This is a genomic window from Clostridium saccharobutylicum DSM 13864 (assembly GCF_000473995.1).
GTDB lineage: Bacteria > Bacillota > Clostridia > Clostridiales > Clostridiaceae > Clostridium > Clostridium saccharobutylicum.
The window spans coordinates 825,709-851,162 of sequence record NC_022571.1 but is presented as its reverse complement, the minus strand read 5'-3'; the positions used below and the strand labels follow the sequence as shown (position 1 = coordinate 851,162).

Annotated in this window: 23 protein-coding genes; 1 reads left to right on the top strand and 22 read right to left on the bottom strand. The window is 28.2% G+C overall.

Going from position 1 to position 25,454, the window contains the following annotated elements:
• Nucleotides 1-38 precede the first annotated feature (38 nt).
• The 17 genes from CLSA_RS03825 to CLSA_RS03750 form a co-directional block, all read right to left on the bottom strand.
• Nucleotides 39-812: a DUF4280 domain-containing protein gene (locus CLSA_RS03825; RefSeq protein ID WP_022744086.1), complete on the bottom strand. Its 774-nt coding sequence runs from the start codon at nt 810-812 to the stop codon at nt 39-41.
• A gap of 1 nt (nt 813) precedes the next feature.
• Nucleotides 814-1,335, bottom strand: coding sequence for a hypothetical protein (locus CLSA_RS03820; RefSeq protein ID WP_022744085.1), 522 nt, complete (start codon nt 1,333-1,335; stop codon nt 814-816).
• Nucleotides 1,332-2,435 (bottom strand): pentapeptide repeat-containing protein, encoded by a 1,104-nt coding sequence (locus tag CLSA_RS03815; protein ID WP_022744084.1) that lies wholly within the window; start codon nt 2,433-2,435, stop codon nt 1,332-1,334. The genes CLSA_RS03820 and CLSA_RS03815 overlap by 4 nt, the downstream gene beginning before the upstream one ends.
• 65 nt (nt 2,436-2,500) lie before the next feature.
• Nucleotides 2,501-3,943 carry a phage baseplate assembly protein V gene (locus CLSA_RS03810; protein WP_022744083.1) on the bottom strand — a complete coding sequence of 481 codons (1,443 nt, stop codon included), beginning with the start codon at nt 3,941-3,943 and terminating at the stop codon, nt 2,501-2,503.
• A 138-nt stretch (nt 3,944-4,081) separates the two neighbouring features.
• Complete coding sequence (locus tag CLSA_RS03805; RefSeq protein WP_022744082.1) at nt 4,082-4,696, bottom strand: hypothetical protein; 615 nt, start codon at nt 4,694-4,696, stop codon at nt 4,082-4,084.
• Between the two features lie 19 nt (nt 4,697-4,715).
• On the bottom strand, nt 4,716-6,158 hold the full coding sequence (locus tag CLSA_RS03800) for a contractile injection system protein, VgrG/Pvc8 family (RefSeq protein WP_022744081.1): 1,443 nt from the start codon (nt 6,156-6,158) through the stop codon (nt 4,716-4,718).
• 295 nt (nt 6,159-6,453) lie between these two features.
• Nucleotides 6,454-6,588, bottom strand: a complete 135-nt coding sequence (locus tag CLSA_RS24190) for a hypothetical protein (RefSeq protein WP_022744080.1) — start codon at nt 6,586-6,588, stop codon at nt 6,454-6,456.
• 266 nt (nt 6,589-6,854) lie between these two features.
• Nucleotides 6,855-7,994, bottom strand: coding sequence for a carboxynorspermidine decarboxylase (nspC, locus tag CLSA_RS03795; RefSeq protein ID WP_022744079.1), 1,140 nt, complete (start codon nt 7,992-7,994; stop codon nt 6,855-6,857).
• Between the two features lie 453 nt (nt 7,995-8,447).
• Nucleotides 8,448-9,650, bottom strand: a complete 1,203-nt coding sequence (locus CLSA_RS03790; RefSeq protein WP_022744077.1) for a saccharopine dehydrogenase family protein — start codon at nt 9,648-9,650, stop codon at nt 8,448-8,450.
• Between the two features lie 162 nt (nt 9,651-9,812).
• A complete protein-coding gene (speE, locus tag CLSA_RS03785) occupies nt 9,813-10,658 on the bottom strand; it encodes a polyamine aminopropyltransferase (RefSeq protein WP_022744076.1) in 846 nt (281 codons plus the stop codon).
• Nucleotides 10,659-10,768: 110 nt separating this feature from the next.
• A complete protein-coding gene (locus CLSA_RS03780) occupies nt 10,769-12,232 on the bottom strand; it encodes an aminotransferase class I/II-fold pyridoxal phosphate-dependent enzyme (protein WP_022744075.1) in 1,464 nt (487 codons plus the stop codon).
• Between the two features lie 18 nt (nt 12,233-12,250).
• Nucleotides 12,251-13,069 carry an adenosylmethionine decarboxylase gene (speD, locus tag CLSA_RS03775; protein WP_171770610.1) on the bottom strand — a complete coding sequence of 273 codons (819 nt, stop codon included), beginning with the start codon at nt 13,067-13,069 and terminating at the stop codon, nt 12,251-12,253.
• Between the two features lie 601 nt (nt 13,070-13,670).
• Nucleotides 13,671-14,366 carry a hypothetical protein gene (locus tag CLSA_RS03770; protein WP_022744073.1) on the bottom strand — a complete coding sequence of 232 codons (696 nt, stop codon included), beginning with the start codon at nt 14,364-14,366 and terminating at the stop codon, nt 13,671-13,673.
• 271 nt (nt 14,367-14,637) lie between these two features.
• Nucleotides 14,638-14,976 (bottom strand): DUF3892 domain-containing protein, encoded by a 339-nt coding sequence (locus tag CLSA_RS03765; protein ID WP_022744072.1) that lies wholly within the window; start codon nt 14,974-14,976, stop codon nt 14,638-14,640.
• A gap of 159 nt (nt 14,977-15,135) precedes the next feature.
• On the bottom strand, nt 15,136-15,948 hold the full coding sequence (locus CLSA_RS03760) for a hypothetical protein (RefSeq protein WP_022744071.1): 813 nt from the start codon (nt 15,946-15,948) through the stop codon (nt 15,136-15,138).
• A gap of 365 nt (nt 15,949-16,313) precedes the next feature.
• A complete protein-coding gene (locus CLSA_RS03755) occupies nt 16,314-17,306 on the bottom strand; it encodes a methyl-accepting chemotaxis protein (protein ID WP_022744069.1) in 993 nt (330 codons plus the stop codon).
• A 19-nt stretch (nt 17,307-17,325) separates the two neighbouring features.
• Entirely contained in the window at nt 17,326-18,414 is a 1,089-nt protein-coding gene (locus CLSA_RS03750) for an FIST signal transduction protein (RefSeq protein ID WP_022744068.1), read from the bottom strand.
• A gap of 333 nt (nt 18,415-18,747) precedes the next feature.
• Here CLSA_RS03750 and CLSA_RS03745 point away from each other — a divergent pair, with 333 nt between their 5' ends.
• Nucleotides 18,748-19,161, top strand: a complete 414-nt coding sequence (locus CLSA_RS03745) for a hypothetical protein (protein WP_022744067.1) — start codon at nt 18,748-18,750, stop codon at nt 19,159-19,161.
• 180 nt (nt 19,162-19,341) lie between these two features.
• Here CLSA_RS03745 and CLSA_RS03740 read toward each other — a convergent pair whose 3' ends face one another.
• The 5 genes from CLSA_RS03740 to CLSA_RS03720 all read right to left on the bottom strand — a co-directional run bounded on the left by CLSA_RS03740 (nt 19,342) and on the right by CLSA_RS03720 (nt 25,130).
• On the bottom strand, nt 19,342-19,908 hold the full coding sequence (locus CLSA_RS03740) for a beta-class carbonic anhydrase (RefSeq protein ID WP_022744066.1): 567 nt from the start codon (nt 19,906-19,908) through the stop codon (nt 19,342-19,344).
• 116 nt (nt 19,909-20,024) lie between these two features.
• Complete coding sequence (locus CLSA_RS03735) at nt 20,025-21,086, bottom strand: galactose ABC transporter substrate-binding protein (protein ID WP_022744065.1); 1,062 nt, start codon at nt 21,084-21,086, stop codon at nt 20,025-20,027.
• Nucleotides 21,087-21,332: 246 nt separating this feature from the next.
• Nucleotides 21,333-22,751 carry a [FeFe] hydrogenase H-cluster radical SAM maturase HydG gene (gene hydG, locus CLSA_RS03730; RefSeq protein ID WP_022744064.1) on the bottom strand — a complete coding sequence of 473 codons (1,419 nt, stop codon included), beginning with the start codon at nt 22,749-22,751 and terminating at the stop codon, nt 21,333-21,335.
• 78 nt (nt 22,752-22,829) lie between these two features.
• Nucleotides 22,830-23,081, bottom strand: coding sequence for a TM1266 family iron-only hydrogenase system putative regulator (locus CLSA_RS03725; RefSeq protein WP_022744063.1), 252 nt, complete (start codon nt 23,079-23,081; stop codon nt 22,830-22,832).
• 684 nt (nt 23,082-23,765) lie between these two features.
• Entirely contained in the window at nt 23,766-25,130 is a 1,365-nt protein-coding gene (locus CLSA_RS03720; protein WP_022744062.1) for a sugar porter family MFS transporter, read from the bottom strand.
• Nucleotides 25,131-25,454: the final 324 nt, after the last annotated feature.

Sequence of the window (25,454 nt, the reverse complement as noted above, 5' to 3'; positions counted from 1 at the left end):
ATAATACCTCCTTTTCATTTATAATTCTAATTAGATTTTTATTCCCTTTGTCCACTTGTATATAATTTAATTTCTCCGCCATATAAACATGTAAGTTTACATTTTCCAAGTAATGCAGGTTTACCATCAACAAGAACATCTTCTTTTCCATCTATCCACTCTGTAGCTATTATTGGAGTACATTCTCCTACACATTGTTCTAGTAAATCTTTACCCACATCTTCAGCTGGTGGTTTTGAAAAGAAATCCATAACTTTTTCCGTAAAGCCTTTAGGTCTATTTTTAACCTCATCTGCTATTTTTTTAGCATTTTCTTGTACACTTGGATTTTGAGGACTTTTACATATTCCAAAACTTCTTATATTTATTTCTGGCTTACTATCTCCTATATTTAACTGAGGAATTCCATGTATAAATTCCCCATGGCCTTCTGGAACTACAACATAACTTTCATGAAGCGCACAACTACAAGTAATAGCTGCTGTATGAACTATATAGCTTTTTTCAAGATTTTTTATCCTTTCCTTTTCATCATCTTCTGCCTTTGCTTTATCTGCGTCTGCTTTATCTGCTTCTGCTTTTGCCTCCTCTGCTGCTTGCTTTTCTTTTTCTTTCTCAGCTGCTTTTTCTTCTGGTGATAAGTTGAGCCATTTCCATTCATTTGTAGCATCTCTAAGTGCAAAACCTCCGGCTCTCTGAGCCATGGTCCCAATTTGCTTTACTGAGTTAACTGTACCTTTTACGCCTTTTTCAACTTCATTTATTGCTGTTCCAGCTATAACACCATATTTTTCTTCATTTTCACTTGCCATCTTATATCACCTCAACTTCCTCAAATTTAATTCCTACAAATAATCCTCTTTTAAGCATACTTTCCACTACATCAAGAGACACTATAAAGTAATAATCTACTCCTGCTTTGATTTGAAATATATTGTAGTCACCAATTTTCTCATCATCTAATACTATCTTATCTATCCAGCCATTTTTAAAGAAAACAGACTTATCACTTAATGCATCTAATAATTCTGGAAGAACTAATCTATATACTTTCTGCTTCTTCCTTTTTAAATCTGAAAATACTGCTATTTTATAAACTACAGTGTTTTCATATAATTTAAAAAGTTTATGAAGCTCATCTGAAATTATAAGCACTGGTGCTTGTATTAAATCTGGATAAATGCTATTTTCATTTCCATGTACGAGTACATTGGTAGAATCTTTATACTTATCTTCATCTGCCTTAAGTAATGTCATCTTTTGGCTGTTATTAAAGCCTTCTATTTCAATTGCATTTTCTAAATTTCTATCTTGCTTTAAAACAAAGTATTTCATCTTTCTTCGCCTCCATCTATATATATAGTTTGAAGCTGCTCTGAAGTTAAATTAATAAAAGGTATATCTTTAGCACTAAATACTGCATCTTCTAAATCTGCTCCTTCAAAAGATACATTTTTAAACTTTGCATTTATAAAATTAGACTTTTTAAGATTTGAATTTGAAAAATTTACATATCTAAGTTCTGCTTGCCTAAAATCCACACCTGTGCAATTTCCATTGCTAAAATCAGAATCTTCGATTTTAGAATTTTGAAAAGATGACCCTATTAAATTGCATTTCACAAGTGTACATCTTTTTACTTCTGTATCCTTAAACTGACCTCTTACTATGTTACATTCTGAAAAATCTATATCTTTAAGATTGCTGCCTTTAAAATTAATAAATAACATGTTTTGCTTTGCTAAAACTCCATCTTCTAAAATACTGTTTTTCCAGACAGTGTATACAAAAGGTAATTTTTCTTCAGGCTGCTCTTTCAATTCTAAAAGTTCTTTTATATTCTTTTCTCTATTGTCCATAGCAAAGAGAGTTTCACTTCTTCCTTGATATTCACTCCACTTTACTATATAAAAATCTTCTATTACCCTTTCGTTAATCCATTCCTCTTCATCTAAATTCCAAAACCAATTCCTTATTGTCTTTGACATATTCTTATAACATTTCACTACAAGTTCAAATATCATTTTTTGTATGTCATAATTATTAACTTTGCCCATATAAATTCTTTTCTCTTTAATCAATTTTTCCTTAACTTTAATAAAAGGTTCAAATAAAAAACTTAAATCTATTTCTTCATATATAGGCTTAGGATCCAAATACCAAGAGGAATTATATCCATGAATTAATATCTTATAAGATTCGTTTAAAATATTAATTCTAAGAAGTTCAAATTGAAAAACTGCTATTTTATTTTCACTATTGTTCTCTTTAATGTTCTTTGCTCTGTTAATTAAGGTTCTCATTCCGTTTATTAACATTCCTTTAACTTTTTCTTCATTATCTTTAAAATTTTTTTCAAAAGTTTCTATACTTTCTTCACCTAAAGCTTTGACTATTTTTTCTTTAAACTCTTTTAAAGACTCTTCTCTATTCATAAAATCCCTTCTTTCTTATTAGGACTTATACTTTTGGGTTTAGGTACACACAAATAAATAATTTTTTAATTGTTATTAACTTTTGTGCCCTTTTCTTTTATATTTCCTGAATTATCAAATTCTAAGCCTCCACCTTTGTCACAAGCAAAATTTATGCCTTGTTTTGCACTTACTAAAAAACTTTTTTGAGCTTCAATTTTAATGTTTTGTTCTGCATTAATATCTATGTTATTTTGACTTGTAATACTAAGTGTTCCATCACTTGTAAGACTCATGTCTGCCTGTCCACTGTCACAGGAAATAAAAATCCCATCAGGTGTAAGCTTTACCTGCTTATCATGAGTAGTTCTCAAATACTTATTATCTGGATTTCCCATTCTATCTTCTGATTCACCTACTCCTTGTTCATATCCACTTACTGCACTAACTGCAAATGCTTCATCTTCATCTTTAGTAGGAAAATATACTTTCACACTATCCCCCATCTCTGGCATACAATACCATCCACTACCATCGCTTGATGCTGACATAGTAGAAAACTTGAACCAATAAGCTGTTCCTTGATCTTGAACTTCATCTATTTCTAGATGAATTCTCACTAAGTCACTTTGAACTTGTATTATTTTCCCATCAATTGAACTTCCGATAACTTTTGTATTAAATATTCTTTTCTGTCTTAATCCATTTTTAATTCTTAATTTATAGTTATTAATTAAAGTACCATCTTTTATTTCATAACTTCCATGATATACATAAAAATTTTGTCCCTGAAATTGTATATTATCTCCAAGTTTTAATACCACATAGCTTTCCATCTCATAAGTAATGTAATCTACTTCACTTGCATCTGGTAAATAATTTTGATGCATATATTCATAATGTTCTAAATCTTTACGTATTTTATAATTAACATTTTCTGATTTCAATTCTTTAGACTGTTCTGGTACTGCCACTACAAATTGTATTTTCTTACCTTCCATAACTGGAAATAAGCCTTGATTATATTTAGATGCTATCCTTTTTAAAAACTCCCAGTCTGTTTCTTCGTATTGTACAAGCAGTTCTTCTACTTCCTCATCAGGTATATTAATAATATAGTTAGAATCACTATAATTTTGCATTATAGACTTTATAAGAGTATGAGTTGTCATTGATATGTTTTGAAAAGATTTTGATTTTAATTGTATATCCATTAAATATGACATACTTTTTGCTTCAATATTTAACATATATACGTCAAATTTTACGTTTATTTCTATGTTAGTAACAATTCCATAAAATAATGTTGTACTTTCATTTTCTACATAATAAACCTCTATAGTTTTATTATTAGTCGTTGAAGCAATATCACTATCTTTAACTTCGTTTTTTAAAATGCCTGTTAGATTTAAGACAGTATGTTCATTTATATTAGTTTCTAATTTCAAGCTTTTAATTGATTCTAAATTGTAACCATTAACTCGGACTTTCTCATAGTTAATCGCTTCACCAATTTGATTTCCTTCCACTTTTTTACTCCCTCCCTTTAAGGCACCTTCCAAAATCTAATAGTCCGCTATGAGACAAATCTCCTTACTTCCCAATAAAAAATAATCATGACATTTTGGACTAGTTATTTATTTTCATATGCCTTATTTAGCTTATCTTTATCTTACTTTCATAAGCATTATGCTTGCTTTTATTAAAAGCCCCCATGTTTTTATATCTTTTTCAAAACAATTATAATTTCCAATTATTAAAGTTCCTTTATACTCTCTGTAGAATATGAGATTATAAATTTGACCTTTTCCTGTAGGCGTCTTATATGTTCCATAAGATACTTTAGAAGCACCCTCTCCTACTTCCCCTTCTTCCATCCATTCTAAATAAAGATCTATATCTTTAAAGTTTTTTTCCATACCTTTTTTAAACTTAGCAAAGCTTTGCTTTTGAACACCTTTATCTACATAAGCTAAAGTAAAACTTACACCATTATTATCATTAACTAAAGTAGTATTCTTCTCAGTATTTACTCTTTCTTCAAAATATGCTAATGGCATTGGTATTTCTAACTTTCCATTTAAGAACACTTTTTTTACAAATTTAAAGTTAGTATTATTTATCCTTAATGCCCCTTCACTTATTTGTTCAATAACTTCTTTAAGGGTAATCTCTTCTTCTATAGAAGAGATCTCTTCTTTTTGTGACTCTTTTTTTAATTCATTTTCCTTTTCAAGCCTTTGCTGCATTTTTAATTTTGCTATTTTTTCATCTATATTCATAATAATTAATGCCTCCTTCTTATCCGTTGTTCTGAACCCTAGTTCCATTGACTAATATTTCATCTGCTTCTGATAATATAACGTTGCTTCCTGATTCACACAAAATATCCACACTCTTTTGTGCACTAATTGTCATTTCATTTCCTGCTTTTAGTGAAAGATTCTGAGCACAAGCAATATTTATATTCTTTTGCCCTGTAATTTCTATAGTTCCATCTTTATTTAAATTTACGGCCGCTTGTCCTCCGCTACATTCTATCGATACTCCATTGGGTGTGAATTTAACTTCTTGACCTGCATCTGTCTTTAAAGATTTATTATCTGGATTAGACATTCTATCTTCATTGGCCCCCCCTCCAGATTTCGCTTCATGAGTATCTATTGCATTTATAACAAATGCCTTACTTTCATCCTTTGTTGGACAATATAATCTTATCCTTTCTCCAACTTCAGGCATACAATACCATCCTCCACCATCTTTTGATGCTGCAACTGTAGAATATGGGAACCAATATGCTATAGACGCATCAGTATCACTGTTGATTTCTAATTGAACTTTTACTCTATCTCTCTTTACTTCTAATATAGATCCATTAATCGATATTCCTATAACGTTCATATTAAATAAACGTTTTGATCTAAGACCACCTTTTGCTCTTAATTCATATATATTCTCTAAATTACCTTCCTCCATTGTATATACCGCTTTATAAATATAAAATTGTCTACCTTTAAAATCAAAGTTTTCTCCAAGATTCAATATTTCTTGAGTCCTTATTTTATAAGTAATAAAATCTGTTTCCAAAACATCAAACACATCATTATTTTTTACATCATTATATTCATGTACTGTTTTTGAGATTGTATAATTTACTATTTGTGTTTTTAGCTCCACATGTTTTTCTGGAGTTCCAAAATATAAATAAATGTTTTTAAGTTCCATTTCACTTATAAGAGTTTGATTATATCTAGATACTATACGCTTTAAAAATTCATAATCTGTTTCATTATATTGAAGTATAAATTCTCCAATTGGTTCATTAGGAATGTTTATATTATAGTTAGCGTTAGGATATGATTTCATTACCTCATCTATAAGTTCATGAGTACTCATATTTATATTTTGAAAATCTCTTTTTTTCTTTTCAATATCCATTTTATAATCAAAACTTTTAGCTTCTATAAATAATGTATAAACGTAATTAATTACCTTAACCTTTACTTTTGTAACAACACCATTAAATAAAGAGAAATGTGCTTCTTCCTTTTCATAAAACACTTCTATTGGAGTTTCTTGATCTGTATCTTGTACACAATTATCTTTCATTTCGTCATCTAAAATACATATAAGATTCAAAGTAGCATGGTTGTTCAAACAATTTTCTATATGCATTTCTTTTACAAATTTCACTTCATAAGTTGATATTCTTAAATTTTCATATGATATAAAATCATCTTTCATAAATACATCCTTCCCTCCACTTTTACACTAAATTAATTCTAATCTTTGAGCTTATTCTTAATTTAAGCACATTTAAAAAAATAACAAGTTCATTTACTTCACCAAGAAATTTTTTACACTTAAAATAGGCTGTTTCAAAATAGAAATTTGATATCTATTTCAAGACAGCCTCTTTTTTGAATTTTTTATAAATAAAACTAGTTTTTTAATAACTCTTATTTGAGTTGACTTATAAAATCTTGGTCTATTTTAATAAACAATTTATATTCATCATTATTTTTAAATTCCTAGCACACTAATTTTCTATATCAAAGCTAAAATTATCCTTAATTAAAAATACACTTAATCCTTTAATTAATTTCTTTTTCATAAATATTATTTTTCTTTTTAGATAATCTTTATACGTTGCTATTTTCTCATAATTATACATAAATGTTAACCATTTTTCCTTTAAACGTACAAAATAAGGAATAAAAAGAAATAATATAGGTAATTTTCCTTTTACCCCTCATTTTGTACGCTTCATACTAAATTATATTATATAGATTTAAAATATATTGCAGAATATCATTTTAATCAAATCCTTTTTATGATTTTAGCCGCATAAAAAAATAGTAGTCTCAGAAATTATTATTCTCTAAAACTACTACATATATATACTCTAGTTCATGTCTCTAATTATTAATTTATTAAATATTATAATCTAGATTTAAAATCTTCATATCCAAATTGTTTTATTATTTCAATTCCTTTTTCTTCACTATACTTTACAATAGCAGGAAGATTCACTCCATTGAAAGTATTGTTTTTAACCATTGAATAAATAGCCATATCACAGAATACTAATTTGTCCCCTGGCTTTAAAGGTTCTTTAAATGAATAATCACCTATAATATCACCAGCAAGGCAAGTTGGTCCTCCAAATCTATAAGTAAATTCAAATTCATTTGGCTTTCCAGCACCTATTATATTAGGTCTATATGGCATTGCAAGTACATCTGGCATATGACATTCTGCTGATGTATCTAGTATTGCTATATCCATTCCATTTTTCATTGTATCTAAAACTGTTGACACAAGAAATCCTGCATTTAAAGCGATAGCTTCACCTGGTTCAAGATATACTTTTACTCCATACTTATCTTTAATGAAATTAATAGATTTAATTAGTGTTTCTATATCATAATCTTCTCTAGTAATATGATGACCACCACCGAAGTTAATCCATTTCATTTTTTTTATGTACTTTCCAAACTTTTCATCTACCACTTTTATTGTACGCGCAAGTGTATCAGAGTTTTGTTCACACATTGTATGGAAATGTAAACCATCTATACCTTCAAGCTCATCTTCTTCAAAATTATCTAAAGTAACTCCCATTCTTGAATTTTTAAAACATGGATTATATATATCTGTTTCTATTTCAGAATATTCTGGGTTAATACGAATACCGCATTCAATTTTCTTTCCAGTAAAATTTTTAATTTTATCTCTATATTTTTTGAATTGACTGAATGAATTAAATACAATATGATCACTATATTTCATTATATCATCAAACTCATCATCTCTATATGCAGGCGAAAAAATATGTACTTCCTTCCCCATTTCTTCATATCCAAGTCTAGCTTCATGTAAAGAACTTGAAGTAACTCCCTTTAAGTACTTTCCAATCAACGGGAATGTTGAATACATTGAGAATGATTTTGTTGCAAGAATAATATTAGCTCCTGTTTCCTTTTGAACATAATCTAAAACTTCTAAATTCTTCTTAAGAAGTCTTTCATCAACCAAATAACATGGTGATGGTAATTTACTTATATCTATATCTTTCATTGAATCATCAGTCCTTTTTTCAATTATATTTTTTGGTTCATCAAGATATTTTGTGATTGCTGATAGTTAATCTTAATTAGTTATTGAAAATACTTGTTTTAATATATGTAAATTAGTATTTTAAAATTCAACATCACAAAATTCACGGATGAACCTATTTAATTGACACACCAGTTGAAAAGTAAACTAAGAAATGAATCTGACATTTCTTTGAATGTGCCTACTTACAGAGAAATAAGTAATATGATGTGTGGAGTGTTTCATTGGAATTTAGATGGTAGTGATTCTTGACAAAAAGTTGTTCCAAAAAGCTAGTTCAAAGCGTGTCTTTGAGGCTAGCTTTTTGGGTACAACTTCTTATCATAGAATCACCCATCTAAATTCCAGAGAAACCGTAACACATCATATTACTTATTTCGGTTAGTCATCACATAAATTCAAATTACATGTTGCTTATTCAACTAAAGTTGGATCAAAGCTTTCTTTCCATGGTAATCCCCATTTATTTAATTCTTCCATGAATGGATCTGGATCAAACTCTTCTACATTATATACTCCTGGCTTTTTCCACAAACCTTTCATTACTAAACTTGCTCCAATCATAGCTGGAACACCTGTTGTATATGATATTGCTTGAGAACCAACTTCTTTATAACATTCTTCATGGTCACAAACATTGTATACATAGTAAGTTTTATCTTTTCCATCTTTCTTACCTTGGAATATGCATCCTATATTAGTTTTACCCTTTGTTCTTGGACCAAGTGATGCTGGATCTGGTAAAACTGCTTTTAGGAATTGTAGAGGAACTATTTGCTTTCCTTCAAATTCAATTGGTTCAATTGAAGTCATTCCAACATTTTCAAGCACATTCAAATGTGTTATATATTTTTGTGAGAATGTCATCCAGAATCTGATTCTCTTAATTCCTTTAATGTTTAAGCCTAAAGATTCTAACTCTTCATGGTGAAGTAAGTACATATCTTTTGGTCCTATTTCAGGGAAATCATAAACTCTCTTTATTTCAAGAGGTTCTGTTTCTATCCATTTTCCATTTTCCCAATAGCTACCATTAGCTGTGATTTCACGTATATTAATTTCTGGATTGAAATTAGTTGCAAAAGGATATCCATGATCACCTGCATTAGCATCTAATATATCTATATAGTTTATTTCATCAAAATAATGTTTTTGAGCATAAGCACTAAATACTCCTGTAACACCTGGATCAAAACCAGTACCAAGTAATGCAGTTATTCCTGCTTTCTCAAACTTTTCTCTATATGCCCATTGCCATTTATATTCAAATTTAGCTGTATCAAGTGGTTCATAGTTAGCTGTATCTATATAATGAACCTTTGTTTCTAAACAAGCATCCATAATTGTTAAATCTTGATAAGGAAGTGCAAGATTTATTACAACTTCTGGTTTAAATTTATTAATAAGTGCTACTAATTCTGGAACATTATCAGCATCTACTTGAGCTGTTTGTATTTTAGTTTTAGTCTTTCCTTCTAGTGACGATTTTATAGCATCACATTTTGATAAAGTTCTACTAGCTATACAAATCTCCTCAAATACTTCTGAATTTTGACAACACTTGTGAATAGCAACACTAGCAACACCGCCAGCACCAATAATTAAAGCTTTTCCCATTTTTAATTCCTCCAATTCTTTTTTATGAATGATCAAGGATGAAAAATTAATAATTATAACTTAAATATTTTTTAGCTGTTTTATTAATATTATTCTTAAAGTTTCATTGAAACTTAATTATTCATCCTTTATCATTCATTATCTACTGTTAATTTTTAATGTTTAATTTTCTAACATTTCCAATACATAATTAGGTAAAGCAAAACATCCTACATGAAGGTCTGTATTATAGTATTTTGTTTTTATACCTAATTTATTCCATGCATCTGCATCTAAATCTTTTATTGGATCATATTTTTTTGAAGCAAATCCAAATAACCAATGTCCTGATGGATAAGTTGGAATATGCGCTTGATATACCCTAATAACAGGAAAGAAACCTACTATTTTCTTATGCGCATCTTTCATTGCTCTTGCATGAAAATCATAATATGGACTTTCATGTTGATTAACTAAAATTCCATCTTCTTTTAGCGCTTTATAACAATTGCCATAAAACTCCTTAGTAAATAATCCTTCTCCTGGTCCAAATGGATCTGTTGAGTCTACTATTATTAAGTCATATTCATTTTCCTTATTACGCACAAATCTCAAACCATCTTCAAAAAATATATTAACTCTTGGATCATCAAGTTTACATGCTGTTTGTGGGAAATATTCCTTACATACTTCAACAACTCTTTCATCGATTTCAACCATATCGATTTTCTCTATTGTCTTATATCTTGTAAGTTCTCTTATAGTTCCACCATCTCCAGCACCTATAACTAGAACCTTTTTTATATTAGGGTTAGTTGCCATTGGAACATGAACTATCATATCATGATAAATAAATTCATCTTTTTCTGTTACCATCATTAATCCATCTAATGTAAAAAATTTTCCGAACTCTTTTGCTTCCAAAACATCTATTCTTTGAAATTCAGTTTGTTCAGTGTGTATTTCCTTTTCAACTTTAATTGAAAATCGAACATTTTCTGTATGCTGTTCTGTATACCATAATTCCATATTTACCTCACTTCCCCAGTTAATTGTTTGAGATAATAATTAATAGTTAAAGTTAAACTTCTGCCTAAACTTAAGACACATTTTTATCTAAAACTATTAATTATTATCTGTTAACTATTAACTGAATCAACTATATTAATATTTTCAATTTTAATATCCTCTGTTCCAGTTAAAAAACATCCTTTTTCTTTTGCATAATCTATATAATCTAAAATTTCCTTAGTAATTCTTTCTCCTGGAGCTAGAATTGGTATTCCTGGTGGATAGCACATTACAAATTCAGCACATATTTCTTTATCACTTTCATTCATTGGTACAGATTTCTTTGGTGAATAAAATGCTTCTTGAGGCGTAAGTACTACTTCTGGATTTATATATTCATGATCAAACATTCCTGCTTTATCTTTTGAATGTAGTCTCTTAATTTCTGACAATGAAGATATTAATCTTTCAATTGCAAGGTTACGATCACCAACAGAAATAATTGCAAGAATATTTCCTATATCACCAAATTCTATTTGTATTCCATATTCATCTCTTAAAAGATCATACACTTCAATTCCCGCAAGTCCTATATCTCTAGTAAATATAGATAATTTAGTCACATCAAAATCATATATTGCATCACCATCAATAAGTTCTTTTGAAAATGCATAGTATCCGCCTATCTTATTTATTTCACCTCTTGCATACTCTGCAAGCTCTATTACTTTCTTAAATATCTTATCTCCATTAAGAACAAGGTCTCTTCTAGCTAAATCAAGTGATGACATTAAAAGATATGATCCACTTGTTGTTTGTGTTAAATTAATTATTTGTCTTACATATCCTTCATTTAAATCACAATTTAATAATAAGAAAGAACTTTGAGTTAAAGATCCTCCTGTCTTATGCATACTAATTGCTGCCATATCAGCTCCTGCTTCTACAGCTGACATTGGCATATTTTCTCCAAAATAAAAGTGTGTTCCATGAGCTTCATCTACCAACACATACATTCCATTTTCATGTGCTAATTTAGTAATTTCTTTTAAATTAGAACAAATTCCGTAATAAGTTGGATTATTCACAAGTACAGCTTTTGCATCTGGATTTTCTTTAATTGCTTTTTTAACATCGTCAACTGACATTCCAAGCGGTATTCCAAGTTTTTTATTTATGCCTGGGTTTATATAAACTGGTATTGCACCACTAATTACCAATGCATTAATAGCACTTCTATGAACATTACGTGGCATTATAATCTTTTCACCTTTTTTACATACGCTCATAACCATCGCTTGAACTGCTGAACTTGTTCCATTAACCATCAAAAATGCATGCTTAGAACCAAAAGCCTCTGCTGCAAGCTCTTCTGCTTCTTTTATAACTGATACTGGATGGCAAAGGTTATCAAGTGGTTTCATTGAATTTACATCTACTGAAAGACATTGTTCGCCCAAAAATTCTCTAAGCATAGCATTTCCTCGTCCTTGTTTATGACCTGGTACATCAAATGGAACAACTCTGGCTTTTTTATATTCCATTAATGCTTCATAAATAGGTGCCTTTGATTGGGATTCTCTATCTATCATACTGCTTCCTCCCTATCATTAATATATATTTGTTCCACTGAAAATCTCAATCATTTCTTTTCTTAAATTATTTTCGATTTCAAGTCTTTGTTTAGGCTTAATTTCATAAACATCTCTATTGAAAAGATAATTTTGAAGTTCAATTTCTTTTATTAACATTTTAGTATGAAATATGTTTGATTGATATACATTTATATCCATAGCATCATATTTCTTTAATGTACCCTCATCAATATAATCTTGTATTGATGTTATCTTATGATCTATAAATAATTTCTTACCATCAACATCGCGAGTAAATCCCCTAACACGATAGTCTATGGTTATTATATCTGAATCAAAACTTCCTATAAGGTAGTTTAATGCATTTAAAGGAGAGATTTCTCCACAAGTGGATACATCAATATCCACACGAAAAGTAGCAATTGAGTTATCTGGATGATATTCTGGATAAGTATGAACTGTTACATGACTTTTATCTAAATGTGCTACAACAGTATCCCTAGTTTTCAAAATATCAATTTGACCTTTATTACAAGATGGATCTATTTCTTTAACTGCTAAGGTTTCTTCTGATATTAAAATAGTTACACTAGCTCCTTGTGGATCATAATCCTGTTTTGAAATATTTAGTACATGTGCACCAATAATATCCGTTACATCACACAGAATATTTGTAAGTCTTTCTGAATTGTATTGCTCATCAATATAAGCAATATAGTCCTTTTGCTCTCGCTCACTTTTTGCATAGCATACATCATAGATGTTAAAGCTAAGTGTCTTTGTGAGGTTGTTAAAGCCGTATAACTTCAGCTTGTTTTCCAACCCTAACATCACTGCCTTTCTTGTATAAATAGTTTTTTTAGCTGTACTATAAAAATATACTTAATCGGTTAAACATTTATGTTCTTACAAATACTTAACTTTTAGTTTACTATTTGTCATCATACAACATTGTACATTTTACTATATTTTTTCTGAAATTGCTACTATTTATGACGATTTTTTCTTTACGTCTATAAAAGAAAATATTAAGTCCAATCTATCATGAATATTTTTTATAAGGTAATGAGGTAGATTCGCCTCATAGCCAGTCTATTAGGTCAATCTGCGAATGAAGGATTATGGAAAATATTCTATCAAATTGACTTGTTATTTTTTAATTATATCTTAGTCACATTAAATAATATACAAAATCCCCTCTATACTTTTCATCATACAGAGGGGAATATTTCGTATCATAACAGGTTGTTAATTAAACTTATTAAGCAAACACAGTCAGATCAAATAAGCATTTCAATCTATTATTTCTTAAAAAATCTATTATAAAAATAAACTAGCTTTTTAATATCTAAAGCCAGTTTATCCCCCCTGTAAAATTCTTATACTAAAATATCTTTTCTTATTATTTGACTTATTATTAAATTTAATATTATTTTTAATTATTGAGTTTTTTCATAGCCTTTTCTTTTACATATCTATTATATTCTTCTATTGCATAAAGTTCTGGTTCCCTTACTTCTTCCAAGAAATGTGAAGCTTCTGCATCTGAATTACTAAATGCTAAAACTGATTTGTACATTTCTATTGCCTTATTATAATCCCTATACTCATCCTTAGGTACATAAGCTCCCATATGCCATCTTATCATCAAACATTCTTCCAGCGTTAACTTAACAAATTGTTGAAGTAAAATTACACTTTTTTCACCATGGCCTAAAGGAATTTTTTCATCAAATTCATAAGATGCGTATCCTATCCATTTTCCTGTCATTTCATCCTTTTTTAATCTCATAGTCTTTTCATAAAGATTACATTTACAAAGATCATGTAAATATCCTGTTAAATATATTGTGTCATTATTTAATCCTAATTTGTACTGCTGATTTTTTTGCATTAATAGTTCAACAACATTATCTGAATGAAGTGCTAATCCTCCATCAAAATTAGAATGAAATTTTGTAGATGCTGGGGCTGTAAAATAATCTGTTCTTTCTAAAAGATATTTTATTAATTCATCTATTCCATCTCGTTTAATAGAGCTTAATCTTGTTATTATCTTATCTTGTAATTCTTGCATTTCTCTTGCTGCTTTTGCTTTAGTTAATTCCTTTAAATCACTTAAATCACTCATTATTAAATCTCCTAACATTTTTCTATATATCACTTAACATAATTATATTACTTTTTTTAGCTTATTCTCAACTAAAAATGTATTATAATTTAAATATGATTTTAAATATTACACTATTGTTTATCTATGATTTTATCATTTACCTAAAAAAGTGTAAAAGTAATATAAAAAACTATCTAAAGCAAATTATAATTAGACACATAAAAGAATATGATTATACATTATATTATATCCTTAATTTAAGAAGACTTAAAATTGATCAAATTATTTTTTATTCATTTATTATTGGCAATGATTTTAAATTATTATTTTCATCTTGATCTGGTAAACTCCTCAAATACTCTTCACCTTTTCTAGAAATCGCTACAGTCACACCATTTATTCCATCATTTCTAGCTAATTGAACACCTTGTTCTTTAGAAATCTTTTGTCCATTTGATAACTCGTATCCTACTACTTCTCCACCATGTTTAACTAAAGCTGTTATTGATTCTTTTGTATTGTTGTTATTAGTTGCATTTTCTATATTAATGTTATTTGGTAATGTAGTAATATTAGATTTTAAATCTCCAGAACTAATATTTGAATTATTTAAAGTTTGCCCTTCCATAATAACACCTTCCTAATTAATAGTATTTATTTCATCTATATTAATAGTGAAATATTTAAATTTATAATTTCTATTTTTAATCTATAAAATTATTTTGTTCAATATATAATGTTTAATGCATGATATTTATATCTTTCTTCTTTAGCCACATGAAAAATATTATTTTTTTGCTTGTGCCTTATATTCCTTTTCTAAGCGCTTTATTGCTTTTTCTTCATTATATCTACTAAAAGGCCATAATCTAGTTTCTTTTTTACATCTAGACCATTCTGATTTCAAATATATCTGTACTATTTCATCAATTTCTTTATTTATTTTTTCTATTTTATACTCCCATCTCTGTATTACATACTCACTCTCTTTAACTGCACATATTATTAGTTCTGTATTATTATTATATTCTGCTTTAATCTTATATCTTAAATCTAGCAAACTTAAATTTTTTATACTAATAGTGTTTTTTATATTTTTAGTATTCCGAGCTATATTTAAAAGCTCATCTAATACTTTTTTTTCACTTATTACATCTATAGCTTCATTAAATTTATTTTCAATCTCATCATCGCTATTTATAGATTTAATTATATTTCTAAAATAATGCATTAATAAGTAACTATTTATTATGCATTTTAATTCTTCTACCTTTAATATTAATTTATTATCTAATTGACCACAAAAATTTAAATGCATCTTTATCAACGATACAACCTTTTCTAACTCCCTTCTATATGCTACTTTATCAACTCCTTCCCTAGTTATAACATATAAATTTGTTATATTACTTAATTCTTTTAACGTTGAAATTTGAACTCTTAATGTATTTATCCATGTTACCCTATATCGTGTAATGTTATTTATATATAGTCCCTTTTTGTTTTGAATCAAATTTAATATACTTGTAAAAAGAGTAATTGCCATTCCTACAAATGTTATTACATCGAATGTATTCACTTGAATTTTTCCAATTGTCATAAAATACTCCTAAACTTATTAAATATGTACTTTTTATATTAATTATTTGATATAAATAAAATTAAACATACTTTAAAATATGTTTTATATTTTTCTATTTTAATTACAGTAATATTGCATTTTTATTATAAAATAAGAAAATCTGCTTCTCAGTCTATGTTTTTCTACTAATTTCAAAAGTTATACACAAATTTAACTGCCTTATAATTTTCTAAAGAATAAAAAAATTATTTATAATCAATAAATTACATCAACTACAATATATAATACTTCTTCATTTTGATACCAGCAACGTAAAAAAGAACCAAGATTATAATTCTTAGCTCTTATTTTTACCAAACTTAGTTTATTCACTTTTTTATTTTCTATTCATGTTTTTCTACTATGCTATTTATCAATGGATTCATCTGTTCTAGGAAATTATTAATATCCTCAAAAATTATTCCCTTGTGAGTAAGTTGAGTATTTAGATTGTTAATATCAGATGTTACTCTATCATAGTATTTAGTTGAATGTTCTATATTATTACTTATATTTTTTATTTCTAAATTAGAATTATTTATAGCATTCGAAATTTTTTCATTAATATCACTAACGCCATTTACATTTACTTTTATTTCATCAAAAATCTCTTCTGTATCATTTACATTTTCATAACTTTCATTTAATGCACTCTGTGAATTTTGAAGAGATATATTTAGCTGCTTGGTATCATTCTCAACATTATCCATACTTGTATTAACACCATTTACCAGTTCCTTAATTTCACCTGATAAATCCTTCACTTCTTCTGCAACAACTGCAAATCCTTTTCCTTGCTCACCTGCTCTTGCTGCCTCTATAGATGCATTTAAAGCTAATAAATTCGTTTGATCAGCTATATCAATAATGCTTGTTGTATACTCTTTTATTGTTACGTATGATTTTTTAAATTGTTCAAATGTATTTTCAATAATTTTAAAACTTTCCTCTACTGATTTAGAACTATCTTTTAAATTCATAACTTTCTTTTGTGATTCTTCTACACATTTTAATATATTATTCATTCTATTACTGAATTCATCTGAAACAACTTTTATATCATTAAAATGTTCATTAAAACTTGATACAGATATATTTATTTCTTTAGCTTTATTTTTCACTCCTATAAATGATTCTTCTATTTTTTTTATTTCATTTGTTGTACTGCTTTCTTCCTTTATTAAATCATAAGTTCTATTCTTTAAATAGTTAATAGAATATGTAATCGGATAAATTTCTTCGCTTAAATTAGTTTCTTCTTTTACTTTAAATTTATCTTCCAACTTAATATTTTTATTGCTTTCATCTTCATTTTTACTACTAAATAAGAAACGCATTATATTCACACTCTCTCCTCTACTCAAAAACAACACATATCATTGTTTGATTGACATGTTGATTAATATATTGCTCTCCTTCACCAACAATTCCTATATGCTGCCCTATTGATCCCATAATATTACAATATTCCTTTGTAAAATTCATGCTTTCAAATAACAAAAATCTATATATGCAATCTATTGAAAATATGAAAGAAATATTAGCAAAATCTGCTTTTATTCTATCCAATGTATTCTGTATGGCTTTTTTATAATTCTGTAATTCTAATATATTTAAAACATCATTTTGATTTACTCGCTTATAACAATTTAATGAATCTTCATCATCTACTAACTTAATAGCAATTACAAAATCCTCTTTTCCAATCACTCTTGCCAGAGGATTAGTAAGTACACAATCATTTATTTGATTCTTTGTAATTCCTAAAGTTTCGCAGTAAACTTGTCCTGCTTTTTTTCCATTTAACTCTAAAATTCTTCTATTTTGAACATCAACTTTAGTTGCAATAAAATTTCCGCTTTTTTCTTTATAAATATTTTCACTATAAGTTTTTATTTTGCCATTTAGATTCTTTATTAATGCATATACACATGTATCTAAATAAACCTTTCCATTTAATGATACGCATTTGATTCCTTTATCATTAGCGCCTTGTGACGTCCCTCCAATTAAAGGTATATTCTTTTTGCTTATTGCTGAATTAATTGTTGATACTATCTTTTCTTCAGCTCCAGTACAAAATTCTATGCAAACTGTATTATCATTTCCCGCATTGATTTTTCCTATATTTTCTTCCAAAGATTTAATATCCTTTATTGGAAACTTTGAAATATTTTCCAGAACACCCACTTCAACATCTATTCCCTCATTTATTGCCCATATAACAATATTGTTTCTTATTATATTTTTATTCGCAAAACAATAACCTGTTGTCCCTACAATGGGAGTGTTAGGATACTTTTCTTGCATTAAACATATAGCTTCTTCAAATTTACTATACTCTGCAAAAACAAAAATTACTTTAGGATGCATAAGTCCATCTGTAGCTTGTTCTACTGATTCTTTTATATCATCACTAAGTCCTATTCCAATATAATCTCTCACTATAAATCCCCTCCTATAAACCAAATATTGCATTTTTGTGTAAAATTTGATTTTATACTTTTAACATCCATTCTATATAATACTACACTTTCACATATAGTTACAATCTATCGAATTATTCCCATTACTTTATAATTTAACAATGTCCTAAATTTATTATTAATTTTAAGAATATGTTACTAAAAAGTATAACTTGACTTTTAAATTTATTAATTCGAATTATGAACAGACATTATAATTCTCTTAAAATTATAATTACTTTTAATTTTATGTATCGTTTTAGCCTAAAGTATAATAGATTATATTAAGTACAAATAACAATGAGGTGTTAAAATGAATCCTTTATTAAATATGCTACTTGGATCTCTTTTCCCTGGTATGGGTGGAATGAACGGTAATACAATGCCTAATGGTAACGGAATGAACCCTTTATTAAATATGCTTATGGGAAGCCTTGGTGGTGGAATGAATGCAAATATGATGAATAATCCTTTATTCAGTATGTTAATGGGCAATCAAAATAATATGGGCAATATGAATATGTCAAACACACCCAATATGAACAATTCAAATACTAATAGCTCAAATATGAATAACATGAATATGAACCCTAATATGAACATGGGTAATATAAATCCTATTCTAAGCATGTTAATGAACAATCAAAATAATATGGGCAATATGAATATGACAAATAGACCCAATATGAATATGAATTCTAATAGATCTTCTAATTCAAAAAGATAATTGGAATTCCAATAGGCGACTTAAATTTAAGCCGCCTATTAAAATGCATTAATTTTTATTTTAAATTATGTAATGTGTATTCTACTTTTATATTTCTTGAATTTATGTATATTACTGAAATAATTGTACATATTAAAATTATTCTAATTTGATGAATGGAGAAATTTTTATGGCAGAAATTTAATGTACCTCATCTCCATTTATTACTATATCTATTTTTCCTGTTTCTGAATCCATTATTAATCCATGTACTCTTATATCTTTAGGAATTAGCGGATGATTCTTTATTGCTCTCACACTTTCTCTTATTGAATCTTCAACTGATTCAAATCCATGAAGCCATCCTTCAACATCAATACCTGCATTATTTAACATTGATATAGTTTCTTTATCTATACCTCTCTCTATCATTTTGTTCACTATGCTTTTTGTATCTAAATTACTCATTCCGCAACCATGATGTCCTACTACAAATACATCTTCTGCTCCAAATTCGTATATTGCTACTATTATACTTCTTGTAACTCCTCCAAAAGGATGCATAACAGTTGCACCAGCATCTTTTATTATCTTAGCATCACCATTTTTTATATTCATAGCCTTTGGTAATAATTCTGTTAATCTTGCATCCATGCAAGATAATATAGCCATTTTTTTCTTAGGATTTTTGCTTGTAACATATTGCTCATATTCATTTTCACTTACAAACTTTTCATTATATTCTAGTATTTCTTCTAACCTACTCATTTTACGCCCCCCTAGCCAATAGTAGTATAATCTATTTAATATAGCTTATATTAAATAGATTATACTACTAAAATTATTTTTATTAAATATATATTTATTATAATCAATACTTTTGATTATAATAAATTATCTGTATATTCTTTGTAAGGAATTCTAATTGCAACTCCTGTATCATCAACTTTATATACAGTCCCATCAAGTGGAAGTCTATCATGAACTAAGTTCATACCAATTGTATAAACTGCTTTAACCATAGCCGTAGCATCCTGAAGAACTGAACCTGCCATATATCCTTTTTTTATAAATTCTTGTGCTTGTGGTATTGCATCAACTCCAACAACTGGTATAGTTTTCACTTTATCTCCTTCATTATATCCATACTTTTGCAATGCTTTAATTGCTCCTATTGCCATTGAATCATTATTCGAAATTATTGTTTCTATTTTATTTCCTTGTTGCAAAAATATTGTCTTAATAGTATTTTCAGCTAAATTTTCATCCCAATTGCAAACTTTCAACGCAATTTCCTCTGTGTTTATTCCTGCATCATGAATTGCTGATAATGAATATCTAGTTCTTCCAATTGCATCTAAATTATCACGTTCTCCAAATAACATAACATATTGCATTATATTATCACCATTTCTATCTATAATTTCTTTTTCCTTATTCCATGCATCTATAATAATTTTCCCTTCCAATCTGCCAGCTTCCTCTGGATTTCCACCTACATAAAAAGCCTTATTATAGGATTTAACAGATTCAATATTTAATGGTTCCCTATGAAAAATAACTACTGGAATATTGTTTTCTTTAATTTTATTAATAATTTCTTGAACATTTTTTGTATCAACTAAATCTAAGAAGATAATGTCCGCATCTCTGCTTTCAAGTAATTTATCGATACTTCTATTTTGTATAGCTTGATTATCTTCGCCATCATAAAAAGTAAATTTCACTTTATCTTTATTTTCTATTTGAATTTCTTCAAAATTTTGTCTTAATAAGGAAACATACGGTTCATTATTAAATCTATAAAACAAAACGGCTACACTTACAGGTTTTCCTTCAACGACTTGTGAATTAGCATTAGTCAAATTTGAGCTGTAAATTGAAAACATTGTAGTCATTACAATTGAAGCTATAATAATTGTTAGCATTTTATTAAATATTCTCATTATTAATCCTCCATCTAATTTTCTGAATGCTAATACAAAAATCTAATTTACTTATTGTTATATAAATTTAAAAATGATTATATAAATTATTTTTTTATTAGTCTTATGATAATTTCTAAAATTATTATTTGTTTGAATAATAATTTTATACTATTTTTGCAATGTATTCTTAAATTTAAACACAAAAAAAGAGAGCATAAAACTAAAAGCTCATACTCTCTATCCATTAAATATATAATTTTTTTGTTAGAATCTAAAATCACGTTTTCCTTCATTTAAATCTTCAAGGTGCTCTAAAACAACTTTTCTGACTTTTTCATTCGGAATATTTGGAATTTCATTTCTTATAACTTCTTCACCTTTTTTCTTTGTGTCTTCTGAAGCATAATCTTCTAAATATTCTTTCAACGTCATAAGTGCATTTGGTTGACAACAATTAGCTATTTGTCCTGCTTTAACAAGAGTCATAAATCTATCCCCTGTTCTTCCTTCTCTATAACATGCAGTACAGAAACTTGGAATATGCCCCATTTCAAGTAACCAGTTCACAATTTCATCTAATGTTCTATCATCATTAACATCAAATTGAGCTGAATTGTCTTCTTCCTTTTCTTTTTCTGAATATCCACCAACACTTGTACAAGATGCTCCACTAATTTGAGAAACACCAAGTTCTAATACTTTTTCTCTAGTCTTTTGTGATTCTCTTGTAGAAATTATCAATCCTGTGTATGGTACTGTAATTCTAAGTATGGCAACAATTTTTTGGAAAATCTCATCAGAAATTGCATTAGTAAACTCATCTGGATTGATATCATCTGCTGGTCTTATTCTTGGAACACTTATTGTATGTGGTCCAACTCCCTTAGCTGCTTCTAAATGTTCTGCATGCATAAGTAATCCAACAAAATCATATTTATATAAATTTAATCCAAATAATACTCCCATTCCAACATCATCAATTCCTCCATCCATAGCTCTATCCATAGCTTCAGTATGATAAGCATAATCATGCTTTGGTCCTGTTGGGTGAAGTTCTTCGTATGCTTTCTTATTATAAGTTTCTTGGAATAATATATATGTTCCTATTCCTGCTTCTTTAAGCTTTGCGTAATTTTCTACAGTAGTTGCTGCAATATTAACATTAACTCTTCTTATTGCACCATTTTTATGTTTTATGCTATAAATTGTTTTTATACTTTCAAGTACATACTCAATTGGATTATTTACAGGATCTTCACCTGTTTCTAATGCTAATCTCTTATGTCCTAAATCTTGAAGCGCAATTACTTCATTCTTAATTTCTTCTTGTGTAAGTTTTTTTCTTCTTATATGCTTATTTTTGTGATGATATGGACAATATGTGCATCCATTTACACAATAATTTGAAAGGTATAATGGAGCAAACATTACTATTCTGTTACCATAAAATCTTTGCTTAATTTCCTTTGCAAGCTTATACATCTTTTGAGTTTCATCTTCTAAATCACATTCTAGTAATACTGCCGCTTCCTTATGAGATAAACCCTTGCAATCTTTAGCTTTTTCCAAAATTTCATTTATTAATTTTTTATTATTTTTGTTCTTTTGGGCAAATTCAAGAGTTGATAGTATTTCCTCATCGCTAATGAATTCTGTTGCTACATTTGATTTTACGTTATACATTTTTACACACTTCTTTCTTTTAAAATTTTAATTAATTTTAAAGCTATTTATCTAAAATAATTAAAATTCCTAGATTAGTTACTTTCCTGTTTTAGAATATACTGTTTTAACATTTATACCTTTTATCATGCCTAACTTTCCAGATAATGAGCTTATTACATCATTAGTAGCATCTATAACAATACTAATTATTGCTACACTTTTCTCCCTATAAGGTATACCCATTCTTCCAACCATATACTCGGAATATTCATGTAAAATACCATTAATTTTATCTGTTGAGTTCATATCTTCAACTATAATTCCAATCAGTGCAATTCTTGTTTCCATATAACTATTCCTTTCAAATAAGACTTAGCAGCACTAGCTAATTTATTATTTTAGGGATACCCCTAAAAATAAATCTCCACGTCAAAAGACGTAGAGATAGTATGTATAATTCTATCCTATATTACCGCCTTATCATTTGGGCAACCCCTCATGTATTTCAGAACGATTTCTTTTAGTTGAATCTTTCCTCTTGGAATTATCCTTAAAGTCAGACTATGTTATTATTTTAACATAAAATACATTTTTTATCAAAGTGCTTTAGCACCAATCAAAAAATAATATACTAAAATTATTGTCTAACATTTTTTAAATATGATTAAAGTACTCGTCTACTATTTCTCAATATACTTAATTTAATAACAAAGTACTATTCCACCATTATCAACATAAACAGTTCTTAATCCACAACCTTCAAAAATAATAATATCTTTAAAGTTATATCTTTGTTTAATTTGTTCATTGTTTATTCATTCTTAATTGTTTAGCTTTACACTATTTCTAAGCCTACTGCTTATATGTAATTGTATGACACCTTTTCTGATTGTATTCATTCTTAAATATTCCAAAAACACAAATTATTAATCAAAATAAATTTTTAACGCAACTAAAGAGGCTGATATAAATTATCTCAGCCTCTACAATTTCTTATAATAATTCAATTATAGGTAATTATTCATTACTCCATTAATCTAATCCAACAACTTTTCCAGCAGAACGATTGTCCAAATATGTTTCAATTTCTTCCAATGATTTTCCCTTTGTTTCATAAAGAACATATTTTGCAAATAGAAATCCTAAAACGCAAATTGCAGCAAAACCAAAGAATATTACAGATAAACCTACTGTTTGAAGTAATACTGGGAAGAATAAAGCAACTAAAATATTACCAAACCAGTTGACTGTTGATGCAATACCAGTAGCAAGTCCTCTGACATTACTTGGAAACAATTCTCCAACTACAATCCAAGTAACAGCAGCCCAAGAGTATGCATAAAAGATAACATATAAGCAAATGAAGAAGAATACAGCCCAAGTTGCCCATGCATGATTACTTTGAGCAGCAGGATAAATTAATCCAACCAATAATAGACATGCTCCCATTCCAATAGATCCTGACATAAATAGGCTACGACGTTTAAATTTATCTACAATCAATAAAGTTATAATAGTTGCTAACACAAACACAACACCAATACCAACTGTACTAACAACTCCACCAATTGCTGAACCAAAAACTTTCTCTAAAATTTGTGATGAGTAATAAAAGATTGTATTTGCCCCTTGAATTTGTTGTAATAATGTTAATCCACAACCTGCAACTACAGCAGGTAAAGCTCTCTTACCAAATAAATCCTTAAATGTTCCTGAATCAGAATGACTTGAATTAATAATTGACTTATATTCACTTTCTGCTTCTTCAGATGAACGTAATGTTTTTAACACTTGTCGTGCCAATTCGTTTTTCCCAATTCTAACTAAGAATCTTGGAGATTCAGGTAACAAAAATGCTCCAAATAACAATACCATAGCTGGTACAATAGCACCACCAAGCATCCAACGCCATCCTTCAAATACATGTACAAATGCATAATTTACACCATATGCAATAAGCATACCTACAGTTATCATTAACTGATTTAAACCAGATAACTTTCCACGTGTTTCAGCCGGACTAATTTCTCCCATATACATTGGAACCAAAGCAGAAGCACCACCTACGGCTACCCCTAAAATAATACGTGAAACAATCAAAAAGCTTGTACTGCCAGAAATACCTGAGCCTAGTGCACCAATTGCAAATACAATTGCACTCCACATAATCATTTTACGACGGCCAAAACAATCTGCTAATGTAGCCATTAGTGAAGCACCAACCATAGCTCCTGCAAACAGTCCTGAAGTAATTAATCCTTCTAACCATGGATTGATATTCCACGTGGTCTTAATTCCAGGTAAAGCACCATTAATTATTCCGATATCATACCCAAACATGAATCCTCCAAAAGCCCCAAAAAAGTAAATTAATGCTGGTGATATTTTTTTATTCATTGTAATCTTCCTCCTTAACATTTGACTAAATAATATTTGGTCTATTATTTATTTTCATGTGCCTAAAACAGAAATTGCTACAAGTCAAAACAAGTTAAGATTGTATTATTTTCTTCCTGTAGCTATATCAATAAAAACTACTTCTATTACTACTAGTCACTTTCATCAAAAAATGTAATTTTTTGTTGATTACGTTTACTTGCATGGGCTAAAAAATAGCTTGTAATTAACATGCTATTTTTTAGATAAAAATCCATGCTGTAATGGTCTATAATCAACTAATGAGTTTAAATCTAATTACCCACACACTCTGATGAATTCATT